This window comes from Williamsia sp. Y844 (assembly GCF_056786475.1).
Window position 1 is genome coordinate 277,361 of sequence record NZ_JBXCJB010000001.1, and the last position, 17,548, is coordinate 294,908.

The window sequence follows — 17,548 nt, forward strand, 5'->3', positions numbered from 1 at the left end:
GGGCAATCCGAGTCCCGGGGAGGAAGAACTAGGGTGGTTCCTTGTGAAGGTGACCGTTCTTGTTGGTGGCGTCGGTGGCGCCCGATTTTTGCAGGGTGTTCGCGAACTCCTTGGACACACGTCGTTCCCCGACGTCTTAGCGGAGGGTCGACCTCCCTCGGAACATGAAGTGACGGCGGTGGTCAACGTCGGCGACGACGCCTGGATGCACGGCGTGCGCATCTGCCCGGACCTCGACACCTGCATGTACACCCTCGGCGACGGCATCGACACCGATCGCGGGTGGGGCCGACGCGGCGAGACCTGGCATGCCAAAGAAGAACTGGCCGCCTACGGCGCCGACCCCGACTGGTTCGGGCTCGGTGACCGCGACCTGGCCACCCACCTGATCCGCACGCAGATGCTCGACGCCGGATACCGGCTCAGCGACATCACCGCGGCCCTGAGCAAGCGGTGGGATCCGGGCGTACGTCTACTGCCTGCCACCGATGACCGACACGAGACCCATGTGGTCGTCACGCGTACGAGCGCGATCGGGACCGAGGTGTCGGAAGAGAAGGTGGCGATCCACTTTCAAGAATGGTGGGTTCGCCACCGCGCACAGATCCCGACACACGGGTTCGCGCAGGTGGGTTCCGACGATGCCAAGGCCGCTCCCGGGGTGCTCGAGGCGATCGCCGAGGCCGACATCATCCTGTTCGCCCCGTCGAATCCCGTGGTCAGCGTCGGCGCCATCCTCTCGGTGCCGGGCATCCGCGGAGCCCTGCGCACCGCATCGGCACCGGTGGTCGGCATCTCCCCCATCATCGGCACCAGTCCGTTGCGCGGCATGGCCGATGAATGCCTGTCGGTGATCGGCGTCGAGACGACCGCCGAAGCCGTCGGCAGGCACTACGGAGCCCGCAGCGCCAACGGTGTGCTCGACGGCTGGCTCATCGCGCCCGGCGACACCGCCGACGTCCCCGGCGTGAAAGTCGCATCGGTGCCACTGTTGATGACCGATCCCGCCACCACCGCGCAGATGGTCCGCGACGCCTGCGATCTGGTGGGTGTGTCGTATGAGTGAGTCACCGCAGACCGCGCCGCAGGATCATGCGGCACCGGGCAGCATCGAGATCATCCCCATCCCGGGTCTGCCCCGGTTCAGCCCAGGCGACGATCTCGCCGCGGCGCTGGCCGAGGCCGCCGGATGGATCCGTGACGGCGACATCCTGGTCGTCACGAGCAAGATCATCTCGAAGATCGAGGGCCGCATGGTCCCGGCGCCCACCGATCCCGACGAACGGGACGCCGCGCGCCGGGCTCTGGTCGACTCCGAGGCCGTCCGGGTGGTCGCGCGCAAGAACCGCACGTTGATCACCGAGAACAAACTCGGCATCATCCAGGCGGCCTCCGGCGTCGACGGATCGAATGTAGGCAGCGACGAATTGGCATTACTCCCTGTCGATCCCGACGCCAGTGCGGCCGCCCTACGGGCGTCACTGCGTGAGCGGCTCGGCGTAAACGTGGCTGTGTTGATCACGGACACGATGGGACGCGCGTGGCGCATCGGACAGACCGATGCCGCAATCGGGGCCGCAGGAATCGCAGTCACGCACCCTTACGAGGGGGCGGTCGACGAGTACGGGAACCCACTCATCGTCAGCGAGATCGCGGTCGCCGATGAACTGGCCGCCGCAGCCGACCTGGTCAAGGGCAAACTCGGTGAGATTCCGGTGGCCGTCGTCCGCGGGCTGGACCCTCGCGAAAATGGGACCACGGCAAGGGATCTCGTACGTCCAGGTGAGGAAGACCTGTTCTGGCTCGGCACCGCCGAGGCCCTCGATCTCGGGCGCAGGCAGGCATTGTTGATGCGACGGTCGGTGCGCACCTACACCGACGAGCGGGTTCCGGAGCAGATCATGCGGGCCGCTTTTGCCGAGGCGCTGACCGCACCGGCGCCGCACCACAGTCACCCGGTGCGGTTCATCTGGCTACGCGACGATGCTCGCCGCATCGCACTACTCGATGCGATGGCCCGCCGCTGGCGTGAGCATCTGACCGACGACGGCAAAACCGATGAGTCGATCGGCAAGCGCGTGGCCCGCGGCCAATTGCTCTACACCGCACCCGAAGTGGTGATCCCGGTCCTGACCGGCGACGGCCGTCACGACTACCCCGACGATGAGCGCACAGCGGCCGAGCACACCATGTTCACCGTGGCAGGCGGCGCCGCGGTCCAGGGTCTGCTGGTCGCGCTCGCAACACGGTCGGTGGGTAGCTGCTGGGTGGGGTCGACGATCTTCGCTCCCGAAGTCGTCCGCAGCGAGCTCGACCTGCCTGCCGACTGGGAGCCGCTGGGCGCCGTCGCGATCGGCTATCCCACCGACCCCACCGACCGGCCCCGCCCGGCCGCGGCCATCGATTCACTGGTGGTGGAACTGTGAGCGGAAAAACCCTGCACTCCTCGGCCACCGACCTCCTCACCCGCTGGCAAACACCTGATCCACACCAGGATTCGCTGCGGCACACGATTCTGGCGTTTCTGGCGGCCGCCCCCGACGGGTGTCTGCGTGAATCCGCTGCCGGCCACATCACCGCTTCGACGATCGTCTTCAACTCGGCGCGCACCCACGCACTGCTGACGCTCCATCCGCGGGTCGGCAAGTGGATCCAGCTCGGTGGTCATTGCGAAGAGGGCGACACCACGATCACCGACGCGGCCACCCGCGAGGCCCGGGAAGAATCCGGTATAGGCGACCTGCAGGTCATCGATGAGCTGGTGCAGATCCACACCCACCCGATCACCTGTTCACTCGGCGTTCCGACCCGGCATCTGGATCTGCGTTTCGCGGCGTTCGCCGACGACCTGCCGGATGGCTCACTGCCCGAGTTCGTCCAGAGCGACGAATCGGTCGACCTGGCGTGGTGGCCGATCGACGCGCTGCCGGACAACACCGAACTTCCGGCGATACCGGAGCTCATCACCGCGGCCCTGAACCGGTTCTGACCGCCCGACCCACGGGTCCTGCGGATCAGACCCTGATCCCTTTTCCGATCGCGACCACGCCGCCGGCGCTGAACGCGAAACGTTCGCGGTCGCGTTGTTCGTCGACGCCGACGATCTCGCCGTCGGTGACCACAACGTTCTTGTCCAGGATGGCTTTTCGGACCACTGCGCCTTTGCCGATCCGAACACCAGGCATCAGCACACTGCCTTCGACGGTGGCGCCGTCCTCGATGATGACGTTGGAACTGAGCACCGAGTTGCGGACGGTGGCGGCGGAGATGATGCTGCCTGCCCCGACCATCGACTCCTGTGCGAGTCCGCCCTGCACGAACTTCGCAGGTGCCACCAGGTAATCGGCCGACCCGTGGATGGGCCAGCGCCGGTTGTACAGGTTGAAGATCGGGTGCACCGAGACCAAGTCCATGTGCGCGTCGTAGAACGCGTCGAGGGTTCCGACGTCGCGCCAGTACCCACGATCCCGGTCGGTCGCGCCGGGTACCTGATTGTCTTTGAAGTCGTAGACGAACGCCTCACCACGCGCGACGAACGCCGGGATGATGTCGCCGCCCATGTCGTGATCGGAGTCGCTGTTGTCGGCGTCGAGCTTGATGGCCCTGACCAGAGCGTCGGCAGTGAAGACATAGTTGCCCATGGACGCAAACGTGGCGTCGGGGTCGTCGGGGGTGCCGGGCGGATTCTCGGGCTTCTCGAGGAACCCGGTGATCTTGCCGCTGTCATCGGAATCGATGCATCCGAACGCGGTCGCCTCATCACGCGGGACCCGGATTCCGGCAACCGTGCACTCCGCACCGGAGGCGATGTGCGCCTCCACCATCTGCTCCGGATCCATCCGGTAGACGTGATCGGCACCGAAGACCACGATGTAGTCGGGTTGCTCGTCATAGACCAGGTTCAACGACTGGAAGATCGCGTCGGCGCTACCGGTGTACCACCGTGGACCGAGCCGCTGCTGGGCCGGGACCGGCGTGATGTATTCACCGTTGAAACCGGACGGCCGCCACGTCTGGGAGATGTGCCGGTCGAGTGAATGCGACTTGTACTGGGTGAGCACACAAAGCCGCGAATACCCGGCGTTGACGAGGTTGCTGAGCACAAAATCGATCAGACGATATCCGCCACCGAAGGGGACGGCAGGCTTGGCGCGGTCCATCGTCAGGGGAAAGAGCCGTTTGCCCTCGCCGCCCGCAAGAACGATCCCAAGGACGTGGCGCTGAGAAATCACCCTCTCAACCTATCCGCCAACCGACTGTGCGGCCATAGAGAGGTGCAGATCTTTTCGAAATCGTTTGGCCCCACCTGATTACACTTGTCGGCCCCGGGCTCTGTGATCTTTCCTGCCACCGATGGCGTACCTCTGTCCACCCGGCTAGCGTCAAGGTCATGCGCGTGGCAATGATGACCAGGGAATATCCGCCTGAGGTATACGGCGGGGCCGGAGTTCACGTCACCGAACTGGTCCGGCACATGCGCACGCTGGCCACCGTCGACGTGCACTGCATGGGTGCGCAGCGCCCCGGCGCCGAAGTCCACGGCGTCGATCCGGCGCTGATCGGCGCCAATCCGGCCATCACCACACTGTCATCGGATCTGCGGATGGCGGTTGCCGCCGAAGGCGCTCAGGTCGCGCACTCCCACACCTGGTACACGGGTCTGGCCGGACATCTCGCCGCGCAATTGCACGGAATACCCCATGTACTGACGGCACATTCACTGGAGCCACGGCGGCCGTGGAAAGCCGAACAACTCGGCGGCGGATATCGGGTGTCGAGTTGGGTCGAGAAGAACGCCATCGAGTACGCCGACGCCGTGATCGCGGTGAGTTCGGGTATGCGCATCGATGTCTGCGACGCCTATCCTCGCCTGGATCCGGAAAACGTGCACGTGGTTCGCAACGGCATCGACACCGAGAACTGGCACCCGGTGGATCCGGCGGAATCGGATGCCGCACTGGCCGCGCTCGGTGTGGATCCACATCGTCCGATTGCGGCGTTCGTCGGCCGGATCACGCGACAGAAGGGGGTGCGCCATCTGGTCGCGGCCGCCCATCACATGGACCCCGATCTGCAGCTCGTCCTGTGCGCCGGCGCACCCGACACCCCTGAGATCGGGGCCGAGATCGCCGCGGCCGTGGAACAACTCTCGCAGGCACGCTCGGGGGTGTTCTGGATCCGGGAGATGCTGCCCACCGACAAGATCCGCGAAATACTCTCTGCAGCAACAGTTTTTGTCTGTCCATCGATTTACGAACCGCTGGGCATCGTGAACCTGGAGGCCATGGCCTGCGGGACTGCGGTGGTCGCCTCGGATGTCGGCGGGATTCCCGAGGTGGTGCGTGACGAAATCACCGGCCTGCTGGTGCACTACGACGAAGACAGAACCCGCGACTTCGAACGAGATCTCGCCCATGCAGTCAACCGGGTGATCGCCGATCCCGAACTGGCCCGGTCGATGGGTGAGGCAGGACGAGCGCGTGCGATTGCCGACTTCTCCTGGGATTCGATCGCCGAGCAGACCCTGCGGATCTACGAATCCGTCTGCAAGACCGTCTGATACACCGCAACGGTCACCGACGCGGTGACTGTCACCGGATCGGGCAACGCGGCCAATTTCGTATCGACATCGGCCCTGGTGAGGTGAAAGGCCGACGGGCCCATCAGCACCACGTCCGCGACGTCGTCGTGCGTGAGTTCGATCTGGTATTCCACAAGCGATCGGTCGGTGCGGACGAAATGCCCGGACATGCTGTTGCCGATACGTTCCGACTTGTCCTTGTCGACGCCGATCATCCCGACCTCCGACACCAATTCACCCAGGTGCCGGGGCGTCGGGGACACAACCACCAACATTCCGCCCTGGCGCAGTACCCGCGCGAACTCGGCGACGTTCCGGGGCGAAAAGATCGACAACGCAACGTCGATCGAGTCATCGGCGATCGGAAACCGCTGCCATCCGTCGGCCACCACGGCTCCGATGGAATCGGATAGACGACTCAGCTGACGTGCAGCCGATTTGGAAAGATCAAGTCCCACACCGCGTCCGCCACAAGCTTTGACGGCGGCGGCCAGATAGTGGCCGGTGCCGGCACCGACGTCGAGAATTGTTGCCGCCGGAATGCATTGCCGCGCGACGGCCGACATGATCGGATCGAAGAATCCTTTGTCGAGGAATCGGGTTCGCGCGGCCAGCATGTCGGTGGTGTCTGAGCGAAAATTGCTACCGGCCCCGCCCAACAGAGTGACGTACCCCTGTCGAGCGAGGTCGAAGCTATGCCCCGCCGGGCACCACAGGGTGCGGTCGGCGAGTTCTAGCGATCCTCGGCATACCGGGCAACTCAACAGATCGACCACAGTGGTCAACACGCGTTCGATCGTCTCCTTCAGTTGCCTTTACGGCGTGGTACTCAGGCGGTCACCCCGCGCAATTCTTCACCAAGTGCTGCCGCCTCGTCCGAGGTCAGCTCGACAACCAGTCGGCCACCGCCCTCGATGGGGATGCGAACAACGATTCCTCGCCCCTCCTTGGTTGCTTCAAGGGGACCGTCCCCGGTCCGTGGCTTCATCGCCGCCATTTCTGCTCCCTTCAGATTCGCTGCCGCAGTCGGCGTCGAAGTCTGATCTTATTAGGTCGATGCCAGTGTTTGCTGACACCGCATGTTTTCGGTGCTGCGTGGTCGCGCTCCATACTACGGACCACGGAGCCGTTATTCTTCCCGTTGCGCAGGGCTTTCGGCCTCTTCACGAGCTTGAAGATCGTGCAGTGCGTTTCGGAGCTCGTCGATTTCACGCGCGAGTTTCTCGAGCGCCCAGTCGACCTCACCGGTTTTGTAGCCACGGGTCACCTGTGCAAAGCGCAGTGACCGCACGTCCTCACCGGTGATTCCGGCTCGGGGTAAACGGGTCAGGGTGGTCCCCCGCTCCAGCGGGGGAAGATCCTCCGAACGACCGAATACCAACCAGACGACGGCGAACACCACACCGATCACCACAACCATGATCAGCAGGTACAGCAGAAGTGTCAGCACGTCATCCACTATTCCAGGTCATCCGAGGTGGTGTCGCGGGCCGCTACGCTCCTGGGCATTCTCGAAGGTCATCTCGATGTGACCGACCGACGAAGTCATCAGCGCATGCCGACCCAGCTGCAGCTGCCGTAGCTCGTCTGCAATCGGATGTGATCCGAGTTGCAGCCTCGCACCCCCGGGCCGGGTTCGCGTATCAGCGGTCCGATTGAGCACCCAGGGCGTCTCGCGCGTCACACCGCCGATGTGCGAGTACGCCCGAAGCACCGCCGTCGCATCGGAATCCGGAACCTTGAACCCCGGCTGGACCGTGAGCGCGACAATCAGTTTTCCCGCTTCACTCACGGCACCCCGCTTCGTTGCCGACGAATGGTCGACGTCGAAGTCTGCCAACGTTTTCGGAAAACCCCAGATCGCACGGCCTGCGGCGAGTGTGAAGTCTCCGTCGACCGGGAGACGATGCACCAGGGCGCGGGCCTGCCCGGTCGCCAGCGCCCGGAGATTTCCCAAAATTGTCGACTGCCCGGGCGTGTCGGGATCCTCGAGCAGCATGCACACCCCAAACTCGTTGTACGGGCCGAGATCTCCGTCCACATAGTCGACGAATACCAGCATGCACATCGTCCTACCCGGCCTGACCTGCATCACCCGGAGCCCGGTGTCGTCGATCATCGCCTGTGCCGCAACGGCAGACGCTGTGAACCCGGCCACAAAACAGCTCGCATGACGGATCCGGACCGGCATCTGCACCTCGGTACCGAGCACCTCATACGTCGTCATGAGGTCACCGCACTTTCAGAATTGGTCGAGCTCCGCTCCGCTTCGTCTCCTGAAGCGGTCGAAACTTCGACGACGCCACGCAATCCTTCAGTGCCGAAGAGTGGTTCGAGCATCGAACTGAAGTCTGGCCCACGACGCAACATCTGGCCGCCGTCGACATTGATCACCTGGCCGGTGATCCAGGTCGACTCGGCGCCGAGCAAGAACAGAGCCAGCCCGGCAACGTCCTCGACCTCGCCCACCCGCTGCAGCGGCGTACTGATCCGATAGTCCTCACTGAGTGCGGGATCCTGCGTGACGAGCCCGACGAGCTCGGTCCGGGTCAATCCGGGGCGGATGCCGTTGACGCGAACATTGCTCGCGCCCAATTCGTCTGCGGCCAACGCGACCAGATGATCGACCCCGGACTTGGTGACCCCGTAGGCACCGAACCATCGGTGCGTATTGCTCGCAGCGATCGACGAGATCGCGACGATGGAACCGCCACCACCCCGAACAAGTTCGCGCGCACCGTGTTTGATCGTGTACATCGTGCCGTTCAGATTGAGGTCGACGGTTCGCTTCCAGGCCTCGGTGTCCATCTGGGTGATCGGCCCGATGGTCTCACTGCCACCGGCACAGGCGACGATCCCGTCGAGGCGGCCGGTGCGTTGTGTTGCCGCGGCCACCGCCCCGGCGACCTGCTCCTCGGACGTGATGTCCGCGGGGTGCGCGAACACGGCGCCGTTTTCGGCGCCCGCGTTGAGCGTGGCGGCCACCCTCTCGAGGCGCTCGGCGCCGCGGCCGACGATGGTGACCTGCGCACCGCGCTCGCAGAGCAGTGCTGCGATCCCCTCGCCGATCCCGCTGCCACCACCGGTGACCAGAACTGATTTACCCACCATTGAATCCGACATCGACCCACTCCCCGTAGAACTAGAACATGTTCTAACTACGGTAGCTGGCTCAGCTGGCAAACGAGCCACATACACGAAGACGAGCCACGTAAATGTGGCTCGTCTTCGTAGTACTGGCTCGTCTTGTGGGCGGCGCTATGAGGCCCGGCGACTGCGGACAGGGACCCGTGGGCGCAGCGTGTTCATCGCAGGCCGATCGGTCAGGTGGACATCGGTCGTCTTCGGGATGAAGGTGCCATCGGGCTGGATCTTGAACTGTGTCAGACCCACGCCGGAATCGGCGATCCCGCAGCGACCCATCAACGTGCCGACGATCTGACGGCTCATCACTCCGAGCTCCACCAGTGGACGATTGCGGTGTGTCCGAACGCCCAGGTTCACCTGGCCGATACCCGCCATGCCGTAACGGTCGTAGGTGTCGACCAGCAGGCCGATCTCCACGCCGTAGCCCGGCGCGAACGGCACCGCACACAACAACTCGCGGGTGCCTGCGTACTCCCCGCCCAGCGGCTGCAGCACCGCGGTCAGTTCGGGTTTGAACGAGGCCAGCAGCGGACGGGCGACGAGTTCGGTGACCCGCCCACCCCCATTGGCGTCCTCACCCGTTCCGGTGCGCAGCGGGCGACGGTAGAACCCCTTCACCAACTGGATCTCGGGGTTGATGAGAAGTGGTCCGAGCAGCTTGGGTACGAACATCGGATCGGGATCGATCAGATCGGAGTCGACAAATGCGATCAGGTCGCCGGTGGTCGCGGCCAGCGAGCGCCAGAGCACCTCACCCTTGCCACGCACGGGCTCGATCTCCGGGACCGCTTCTTCCCGGCTGACCACCCGGGCACCGGCGGCGGTCGCCCGCTCAGCGGTGGCATCGGTGGATCCGGAGTCGAGCACGATCAGCTCGTCGACGAGGGTGCCGACCAGCGGGCGAATCGAGGCGATCACGTCCGCGACGGTGTCTTCTTCGTTCAATGCCGGCAGTACAACCGACACGGTGCGGCCGTTCTTGGCCGCGATAAGTTCCTCGACGGTCCAATCCGGACGGTCCCAACTGTGGTCGGCGGCCCAGCGGGCCGAAGGTGAGTCCTGCGGTGCCGATGCGATCGGCGACCATGCACGTTCGGTTTTTCCGGTGACTTGCTTCCCAGCGGTCATGCCAAACCCCTTACTGTTCGGGCAGGTGGCCTGGTGCCCACTATCGCGGCCACCATGTCGACCACCCTTCGTGTAGCGGCTACCTCATGAACGCGAAACACCCGGGCCCCCGAGGAGGCTGCCAGTGCCGTCGCGGCCAGAGTCCCCTCCAACCGATCTTCCAGGCCTACACCCAGAGTCTCCCCTACAAAATCCTTGTTGCTGAGCGCCATCAGGACAGGCCAACCGGTATTAACGAGAACGTTCACGTGACGTAACAAAGCGAGCCCGTGATGGGTATTTTTCCCAAAATCATGAGTCGGATCAATAAGAATCGAATCGCGATTCACGCCGGCCGCAAGTGCTCGATCGGCGGCGCCGGTCACCTCGGCGAGGACGTCGGCCACCACATCGGGGTACCGCACGCGGTGCGGGCGGGTGCGCGGAACAGCGCCCCCGGTGTGGGAGCAGACGATCCCGACGGACAGTTCCGCTGCCACCGACACCAGATCGGGGTCGGCTCCGGCCCACGTGTCATTGATCAGGTCCGCGCCTGCCGCAACCGCCTCGCGGGCCACGTCGGCCCGCCACGTGTCGACGCTGATGATGAGGCCGGGATGAGCGTCGCGGATCCAGGCGATCATCGGCAGCACGCGCCGAATCTCTTCTGCGGCGTCCACGAGGTCGCCCGGACCGGCCTTGACACCCCCGATGTCGACGATGTCGGCGCCCTCGGCGACCACCTGATCGACCCGCGACTTGGCGGCGTCGTCGGTGAAGCTCGCGCCACGGTCATAGAACGAGTCCGGAGTGCGGTTGACGATGGCCATCACCAGCGCGCGATCGGTGGCGACCGGACGGCCACACAGAGTCGGTGACACCGCAGCCTCCGACATCGGTGCCCCCGATATCGGTGTCCCGGGCAGGCCGGAACCCGCCCCAGCATCACTGGGACGCAAGCTAGCCTCTGGGTACTTTCGCTCCGGCGACATCATTTGGATAGTCATCGTAGAACTTGACATACCCTTCGCCGCGTCCGGTCAAAACATAGAGATCGTCATCGCCCACGTCGGTGAATCCCTGCTCACGCAGCTCGACCTTCCGGTTCTTGAAGGTCGACGTCTGTTCGAGTTCCGGCACGACCCGCATGAACAGCGGAATCGCATACGACGGCAACTGCTCGTACAGATAGGCGCCCAATTCCGTCGGGTCGAGTTCCGCGCCGTCACGCAGGGTGATGGCCGCCATCCCGGCTTTGCCATCGCAGCCCGGGACCTCGACGCCGTAGACCACCACGTGCTCGATCGAGCTGACGCCACCAAGTGCGGCCTCGATCTCGGTGGTGGCCACGTTCTCACCCTTCCAGCGGAAGGTGTCGCCGAGACGGTCGACGAATGCGATGTGACTCATCCCGAGGTCGCGGACCAGATCACCGGAGTTGAACCAGCGATCCCCGGATTTGAAGGCATTGGTGATGATCTTCTTGTTCGAAGCGTCGGAGTCGGTGTACCCGTCGAACGGAACCTTGGAAGAGATTTCCGAGATCAGCAGGCCCGCTTCGCCTTTGGCAACCTTGGTCAACCGGCCCTTCGCATCCTGCGCGGGTTCACCGGTTTCGTGATCGTATTCGACGATCTTGAAGGGCAGCGGACAGAACCCGGCCGTCCGGTCGATGTTGAAGACATTGATGAAGGCCAGGTTCAGCTCTGAGGCGCCGTAGAACTCGACCACCCGCTCGATCCTGAAACGCTTGGCGAAGTCGTCCCAGATCTCCGCGCGCATGCCGTTGCCGACAATGGTCTTGATCCCGTTGGTGGCGTCGGTGGGTTTCTCCGGCTGCGCCAACAGGTAACGGCACAACTCGCCGATGTAGCAGAACGCGGTGGCCCGGTTGAGTTCGACGTCGTCCCAGAAGCCCGAGGCCGAAAACGACTTGCCGATCGCCAGGCAGGCACCAGAGGCCAGCACCGATGACAGCGCGACCGTCAGCGCATTGTTGTGATAGAGCGGCAGCGGCGAGTACATCGTGTCCGTGTGCCGCAGGCGGACGCCCATCCCGCCGATACCGTCCATGCTCGTCATCCAGCGGTAGTGCGACATGATGCTGGCCTTCGGCAAACCCGTTGTGCCGGAGGTGAAGATGTAAAAAGCCTTGGTCGACGCCGGGAGCTCGGCCGTGATCTCGGGGTTGCTCTCATTCAAACCCTCGGATTGTGCATCGAGTTCGGTGAAGTCGACTGTGACGGAGGGTAGTTGCGCCTCGTCGACCGAATCGAGCACGTCGGCAACCTGCGGGTCGACCACCAGCACGACCGCATCCAGGATCCCAACGCTGTGGGACAGGACCTGCCCGCGCTGGTTGTAGTTGAGCATCCCGGCGACAGCGCCGAGTTTCACCGTCGCCAGCATCACCATCAATGTCTGCGGATGGTTCTTGGCCAGGACCCCGACCACATCGCCGACACCGACACCTTTGCGGGAGAGGAAGTCTGCGTACCGATTGATCTGACGGTTTGCCTCACCGTAGGTGATCGATGCGCCCTCGAACCGGACGAAGGGACGGTCCGGGCGCTTGGCGACCACCTTGTTGAAGACCGAGCCGATGGTGTCCTGCGCCTTCGGCCGTCGCAGAACCAGACCCGGCGCGTGCCGGATGACGCCAGGAAGATCCGGGACCATCGCCAGTGCCCCCTTGGCCACGTCGACTAGTCCAACACTGGTCCGGTTCTCGCTGACCACATAAGCTCCGATGCTCGTGATTTGTCCTGGGCCCAACTGTCGGGGTGCTCGCTGAACTATCACGGTAAGACCCCCGGTGATGAAGGTTACAGATAATCAGAGATGAATCGCACAACCTGCCAGGGCCTCGGTCACCGTTGTGGTCCGCACCAATCGGTTCAGCGCTGATCTCGAGACAAACCCCGGTTCGATCAGTGTCTCCAGCCAGCCGAGCAGCGGCGCGTAGTGACCGTCGGGATCGAGGAGTACCACCGGTTTGGTGTGCATCCCGAGGTAGCCGGCGGTCCAGGTTTCGAACAGCTCTTCCAGCGTGCCGATGCCACCGGGCAGCGTGATGAAGGCGTCGGCTTTGTCCTCCATCAGCTGTTTGCGCTGGCGCATCGTGTCGGTGACCACCAATTCGTCGGCGTCGACATCTGCTACTTCCCTCTCCACCAACGCCTTTGGGATGATCCCGATGGTGTGTCCACCGGAAGCGCGGGTGGCATGGGCAACCGCACCCATCATCGAGACGTTGCCACCACCGGAGACCAGGGTGTGCCCGCCTGCACCGAGTGCGGTGCCAAGTTCGGTGGCCAGCGCCAGATGGTGGTCGGCGACCGGGCCGGATGCGCAGTACACACAGATCGCGCTCATGTCGGGTCCTCCGGGATGCCGGTCTGCTTCTGCACCTCGTGTTCCCGCTGCCGCGACGCCATGACGATCTCCACCGCTTCGGCGACAGAATCGGTCACCTGCAGCAATTCGACGTCCGCCGCGGATACGAAGCCCTGTTCGGTCAGCGTTCCCTTGATCCAGTCGAGCAGTGGACCCCAGAATTCGGTGCCCAGCAATACGATCGGGAACTGGGTGACCTTCCTGGTCTGCACCAATGTGAGAGCCTCGAACAGCTCGTCGAGCGTGCCGAAGCCGCCCGGCAGACAGATGAAGGCCTTCGCATACTTCACGAACATCGTCTTGCGGACAAAGAAGTATCGGAAGTTGACCCCGAGATCGACCCATTCGTTCAGCACCTGTTCGAACGGGAGCTCGATGCCCAGACCGATGGACAGTCCACCGCCCTCGCAGGCGCCCCGGTTGACCGCCTCCATCAGGCCCGGTCCACCTCCGGTGATCACCGGATATCCGGCCTCGGCCAGAGCGGCACCGAGTTCACGGCCCAGGTTGTAGTACGGGGTGTCGCGCGCGGTGCGGGCCGACCCGAACACCGTGACGGCCGGCGGCACCGTCGACATGTTGTCGAAACCCTCGACGAACTCGGACTGGATCCGCAGCACCCGCCAGGGGTCACGAGCAGAGTCCGCCGACCTCAGCAAACGCTGGTCGGTGGTCTGGGTCAGCGCGTGCGGATCTTCACGGATCCGCGCCGCGCCGCGATAACTCAACCGGGTGTCGCGATCGGGAGGTGCCATGACAAAGACGCTAGCAATGTGCAATGTACCGCGCCCGACAGGCAACCCCGGCGCAGCAGACCTCAGCCGAGCAGATACCGCCGCAAGATGTCGGTGACCTCGGTGATCTGCGCGGTGGGCACCCGTTCGTCGCGCTTGTGCGCGAGGTTCGGGTCACCGGGCCCGAGATTGACCGCCGGGATACCCAGCGCCGAGAACCGCGAGACATCGGTCCATCCGTACTTCGCCCGGAACCGGCCGCCTGCCGCATCGACAAGTTTCGCGGCCGCCGGATTCGACAAACCGGGCAGCGCACCGCCTGCAGCGTCGGTGATCTCGAACGTGACGGCGCCGGAATCGATTGCGGCGGCGAAGACTTCACGAACGTGCGCCGTGGCCTGTTCCACCGAGCGGTCCGGCGCGAACCGGAAATTGACGTCCACGCTCGCTGCGTCGGGCACCACGTTGCCTGCGACTCCGCCGTCGACGCGAACCGCGGACAGACCCTCGCGATATTCGCATCCGTCGATGTCGACCCAGCGCGGCGTGTAGTCGGCCATCGTCTGCAGTACCGACCCGAGTTTGTGAATGGCGTTGTCCCCCAACCACGAACGGGCCGAGTGCGCGCGGGTGCCCGATGCGGTCAGCCGGGCCCGCAAGGTGCCCTGGCAGCCGGCCTCGATCTGACCGGCCGTCGGCTCACCGAGGATCGCTACGTCGCCCGCGAGCCAGTCGGGTAGTTCGCGTTCGATGAATCCCAGGCCGTTGTACTTGGCCGCGATCTCCTCGCAGTCGTAGAAGATCAGCGTGAGGTCGGCGGTTGGTTCGTCGAGCGTGGCCGCCAGATGCAAGAAGACCGCGTCGCCGGATTTCATGTCGACGGTTCCGCAGCCGTGGAGCACATCGCCTTCGGGGCTGTCACGGTCGCGCCGGCTCGGCACGTTGTCGGCGATGGGCACGGTGTCGAGGTGACCGGCCAGCACCACGCGCCGATCGAGACCGCGGTTCGTACGCGCCAAAACGCAGTTGCCGTGGCGTAGCACCTCAAAACCCTTGGTCTGCTCTCGCAGCGCCGCCTCGACGGCATCGGCAATCGCGGCCTCGTCGTGGCTTTCACTGGCGATGTCGACAAGCGCTGCAGTCAGTTCGATCGGATCGGCATGCAGGTCCAAGGCTGAGATGGTCACGGTGAACACCGTAGTCGCCGACCCGTGGCGGTCACGAGTCCCCCAATGTCCGAAATGTTCATGACCCGTCACCGGGGGCACGGATAACGTCGGTGACATGACGTCCTCCACATCACCTGTGCCGACCCTCAACGCGATCTCGATCATTGTCGACGACATGGCCGCGACACTGGCGTTCTACCGCGCCTGCGGCCTCGACTTCCCCGACGACGCCGACACCGCCCCGCACGCCGAGACCACTGCCGCCGGCGGATTCCGGATCCTCTTCGACACCGCGGCCAGTGTGGCCACATTCAACCCCGGCTGGTCGGCTGCTGCCGGCGGCCAGCGCATCTCTCTGGCCTTCGAGTGCTCCGGCCCGTCGGAAGTCGACGCCAGATACGCGGCGTTGACCGCGGCCGGTCACACCGGCGAACTCGAACCGTTCGACGCTTTCTGGGGTCAGCGGTATGCGTCCCTCAAAGACCCGAACGGCAACGGCGTCGACTTCTACGCCGCGCTCGGCTGATCACCGAACTCCGCGGGTGATCGGTGCGTCACCGCCCGGAAGTCGCGGAACATGTGGGCATAGTCCGCGTATCCGCAGTGGTGCGCGGTGTCTGACAGAGCGTGGCCGCCGCGGATCCGCGCCATCGCAGTGTTGACCCGCAGGATCCGCTGCAATGACTTGGCGCCGAAACCGTAGTGATGTCGCGACCAGCGTTGCAGCTGGCGGGGACTGGCGTCGATCCGCTGCGCCACCTGCGTGATCGGGGCACCCGCCACCAGCAGCGCCGTGGCCGGCCACAACCAGCGCGGCGGTGGCCTCAACTCGAGTTCGGCGGCCGCATGACGTTGCAACGCGGCGGCCCGATCGGTGGCTTCCGCCACCCGCTGGTGCAGACGCCGCGCCGGACCAGCTCCGGCAAGGGCGGCCAGATCGATCCGACTGTTCACCAATTCGTCTGCGGCACAACCGAGAACAAGTGGCGCGATTCCGGGATCAAAGCGCAGCGCCACCATCTCACCGGCGCCGGACGCGGTCACCGGGGACGTATCCGGGCCGGCGACGAGCAACCCACCTGGTGTCCAGATCAGGTCCATGCAGCCGTCGGGCAAGATCTCCGCCACCGGCAACACTGGTCGAGCTCCGCTCCGCTGCGTCTCCGCGGATCCACCGGTCCGCGACCACACCGTCGCCGGGACCAGCATCGATCGCCACTCCTCATAGGTCGCCACGGAATCGCCAACTACTGGTCGAGCTCCGCTCCGCTGCGTCTCCGGCGCTACTGGTCGAGCTCCGCTGCGCTGCGTCTCCGGCCCGACTGGTCGAGCTCCGCTGCGCTGCGTCTCCGGCGACATGCTCTCCAGTATCCCGCCACCAAGCGCCACGCGTAAACTCCTGCGCGTGACCAATGCATCTGGAGCCTCCGCAATCGGCATCGCCACCATCACCGACTCGGGCGCTGTGCTCGACACCTGGTACCCCTCACCCGAGCTGGGTGAAGTTGCCACGTCCGGGACCACCGAGCTCGCCGCCGACGAGACCCCCGCCGAGTTGACCTCGCTGGTCGGCACCGACACCGACCGCGGTGTGCGGACCGTCGCCGTCCGCACGTCGATCGTGCTCACCGACGCCCCGGCCGACGCCCACGACGCCTACCTGCGTCTGCACCTGCTCTCGCACCGGCTGGTCATCCCGCACGGCCTCAACATGGACGGCGTCTTCGGAAAGCTGTCGAACGTGGTGTGGACCAATTTCGGTCCGTGCGCGGTCGAGGGCTTCGAAGTGACCCGGGCCAAGCTGAAGGCCCGCGGCCAGGTGACCGTCAACGGCATCGACAAGTTCCCCCGCATGGTCGATTACGTTGTGCCGAGCGGAGTTCGGATCGCTGATGCCGGCCGGGTCCGCCTCGGAGCGCATCTCGCCGAGGGCACCACCGTGATGCATGAGGGTTTCGTGAACTTCAACGCAGGCACCCTGGGTGCGTCGATGATCGAGGGTCGCATCTCGGCCGGTGTCATCGTCGGCGACGGTTCCGATGTCGGCGGTGGCGCCTCGACGATGGGCACCCTGTCCGGGGGCGGCAAAGAGATCATCTCCCTGGGTAAGCGCTGCCTGCTCGGCGCAAACTCCGGCTGTGGCATCGCCCTCGGCGACGACTGCGTCATCGAGGCCGGCCTCTACGTCACCGCAGGCAGCAAGGTCACCGGCCCGGACGGCACCGTCATCAAGGCGCGTGACCTGTCCGGCAAGAGCAATCTGCTGTTCCGCCGCAACAGCACCACCGGTGCCGTCGAGGTCGTGCCGTGGAAGGGCGACGGCATCGAGCTCAACGCCATCCTGCACGCCAACTGATCGCCCCACCCAAATTCACTGCGCCCACCGGCAATTGCCGGTGGGCGCAGTGAATTCA

General features: G+C 64.8%; 19 protein-coding genes. 6 read left to right on the plus strand and 13 right to left on the minus strand.

From position 1 onward, the window contains the following. The first annotated feature begins 43 nt into the window (after window positions 1-43). From cofD to AC1TQG_RS01365, 3 genes are read left to right on the plus strand one after another with little or no spacing between them, the layout of a single operon-like run. Window positions 44-1,066: a 2-phospho-L-lactate transferase gene (gene cofD / locus AC1TQG_RS01355; RefSeq protein WP_482135158.1), complete on the plus strand. Its 1,023-nt coding sequence runs from the start codon at window positions 44-46 to the stop codon at window positions 1,064-1,066. Next, on the plus strand, window positions 1,059-2,426 hold the full coding sequence (locus AC1TQG_RS01360) for a coenzyme F420-0:L-glutamate ligase (RefSeq protein WP_482135159.1): 1,368 nt from the start codon (window positions 1,059-1,061) through the stop codon (window positions 2,424-2,426). Before cofD ends, AC1TQG_RS01360 begins: the two co-directional genes overlap by 8 nt. Further along, window positions 2,423-2,989, plus strand: a complete 567-nt coding sequence (locus tag AC1TQG_RS01365; protein ID WP_482135160.1) for an NUDIX hydrolase — start codon at window positions 2,423-2,425, stop codon at window positions 2,987-2,989. The genes AC1TQG_RS01360 and AC1TQG_RS01365 overlap by 4 nt, the downstream gene beginning before the upstream one ends. Before the next feature lie 25 nt (window positions 2,990-3,014). Here the strand turns inward: AC1TQG_RS01365 and glgC are convergent, their stop codons facing one another. Then, window positions 3,015-4,232, minus strand: coding sequence for a glucose-1-phosphate adenylyltransferase (gene glgC, locus AC1TQG_RS01370; protein WP_482135161.1), 1,218 nt, complete (start codon window positions 4,230-4,232; stop codon window positions 3,015-3,017). Between the two features lie 158 nt (window positions 4,233-4,390). Between glgC and glgA the strand changes: the two genes are divergently transcribed. Beyond that, window positions 4,391-5,560, plus strand: coding sequence for a glycogen synthase (gene glgA, locus AC1TQG_RS01375; protein ID WP_482135162.1), 1,170 nt, complete (start codon window positions 4,391-4,393; stop codon window positions 5,558-5,560). Here the strand turns inward: glgA and AC1TQG_RS01380 are convergent. The 11 genes from AC1TQG_RS01380 to dapE form a co-directional block, all read right to left on the minus strand. Next, window positions 5,533-6,369 carry a putative RNA methyltransferase gene (locus AC1TQG_RS01380; protein ID WP_482135163.1) on the minus strand — a complete coding sequence of 279 codons (837 nt, stop codon included), beginning with the start codon at window positions 6,367-6,369 and terminating at the stop codon, window positions 5,533-5,535. The two genes, glgA and AC1TQG_RS01380, sit on opposite strands and share 28 nt — an antisense overlap. 41 nt (window positions 6,370-6,410) lie before the next feature. Then, window positions 6,411-6,578 (minus strand): DUF3117 domain-containing protein, encoded by a 168-nt coding sequence (locus tag AC1TQG_RS01385; RefSeq protein WP_023963302.1) that lies wholly within the window; start codon window positions 6,576-6,578, stop codon window positions 6,411-6,413. Between the two features lie 132 nt (window positions 6,579-6,710). Further along, the gene (locus AC1TQG_RS01390; protein ID WP_482135164.1) at window positions 6,711-7,031 is read right to left on the minus strand and encodes a DivIVA domain-containing protein; all 321 of its coding nucleotides are present in this window, start codon (window positions 7,029-7,031) and stop codon (window positions 6,711-6,713) included. A gap of 18 nt (window positions 7,032-7,049) precedes the next feature. Next, window positions 7,050-7,808: an acetoacetate decarboxylase family protein gene (locus AC1TQG_RS01395; RefSeq protein ID WP_482135165.1), complete on the minus strand. Its 759-nt coding sequence runs from the start codon at window positions 7,806-7,808 to the stop codon at window positions 7,050-7,052. Further along, complete coding sequence (locus AC1TQG_RS01400) at window positions 7,805-8,704, minus strand: SDR family oxidoreductase (RefSeq protein WP_482135166.1); 900 nt, start codon at window positions 8,702-8,704, stop codon at window positions 7,805-7,807. Before AC1TQG_RS01400 ends, AC1TQG_RS01395 begins: the two co-directional genes overlap by 4 nt. A gap of 135 nt (window positions 8,705-8,839) precedes the next feature. Next, complete coding sequence (locus tag AC1TQG_RS01405) at window positions 8,840-9,856, minus strand: glucosyl-3-phosphoglycerate synthase (protein WP_482135167.1); 1,017 nt, start codon at window positions 9,854-9,856, stop codon at window positions 8,840-8,842. Then, window positions 9,853-10,731: a dihydropteroate synthase gene (gene folP / locus AC1TQG_RS01410; protein ID WP_482135168.1), complete on the minus strand. Its 879-nt coding sequence runs from the start codon at window positions 10,729-10,731 to the stop codon at window positions 9,853-9,855. The genes AC1TQG_RS01405 and folP overlap by 4 nt, the downstream gene beginning before the upstream one ends. A gap of 64 nt (window positions 10,732-10,795) precedes the next feature. Next, window positions 10,796-12,514: a long-chain-acyl-CoA synthetase gene (locus AC1TQG_RS01415; RefSeq protein WP_482137224.1), complete on the minus strand. Its 1,719-nt coding sequence runs from the start codon at window positions 12,512-12,514 to the stop codon at window positions 10,796-10,798. A gap of 156 nt (window positions 12,515-12,670) precedes the next feature. Next, window positions 12,671-13,210, minus strand: a complete 540-nt coding sequence (locus tag AC1TQG_RS01420) for an LOG family protein (protein ID WP_482135169.1) — start codon at window positions 13,208-13,210, stop codon at window positions 12,671-12,673. After that, the gene (locus tag AC1TQG_RS01425; RefSeq protein WP_482135170.1) at window positions 13,207-13,986 is read right to left on the minus strand and encodes an LOG family protein; all 780 of its coding nucleotides are present in this window, start codon (window positions 13,984-13,986) and stop codon (window positions 13,207-13,209) included. The genes AC1TQG_RS01420 and AC1TQG_RS01425 overlap by 4 nt, the downstream gene beginning before the upstream one ends. A 62-nt stretch (window positions 13,987-14,048) precedes the next feature. After that, window positions 14,049-15,146, minus strand: a complete 1,098-nt coding sequence (gene dapE / locus AC1TQG_RS01430; RefSeq protein ID WP_482137225.1) for a succinyl-diaminopimelate desuccinylase — start codon at window positions 15,144-15,146, stop codon at window positions 14,049-14,051. A 103-nt stretch (window positions 15,147-15,249) separates the two neighbouring features. On the opposite strand from dapE, the gene AC1TQG_RS01435 reads away from it, so the two are divergent. Continuing rightward, entirely contained in the window at window positions 15,250-15,660 is a 411-nt protein-coding gene (locus AC1TQG_RS01435; RefSeq protein WP_482135171.1) for a VOC family protein, read from the plus strand. On the opposite strand, the gene AC1TQG_RS01440 is transcribed toward AC1TQG_RS01435, so the two are convergent. Further along, complete coding sequence (locus AC1TQG_RS01440) at window positions 15,642-16,370, minus strand: helix-turn-helix domain-containing protein (RefSeq protein WP_482135172.1); 729 nt, start codon at window positions 16,368-16,370, stop codon at window positions 15,642-15,644. The genes AC1TQG_RS01435 and AC1TQG_RS01440 overlap by 19 nt on opposite strands. Before the next feature lie 121 nt (window positions 16,371-16,491). Between AC1TQG_RS01440 and dapD the strand changes: the two genes are divergently transcribed. Further along, window positions 16,492-17,490, plus strand: a complete 999-nt coding sequence (gene dapD, locus AC1TQG_RS01445; protein ID WP_482135173.1) for a 2,3,4,5-tetrahydropyridine-2,6-dicarboxylate N-succinyltransferase — start codon at window positions 16,492-16,494, stop codon at window positions 17,488-17,490. The last annotated feature ends 58 nt before the right edge of the window (window positions 17,491-17,548 follow it).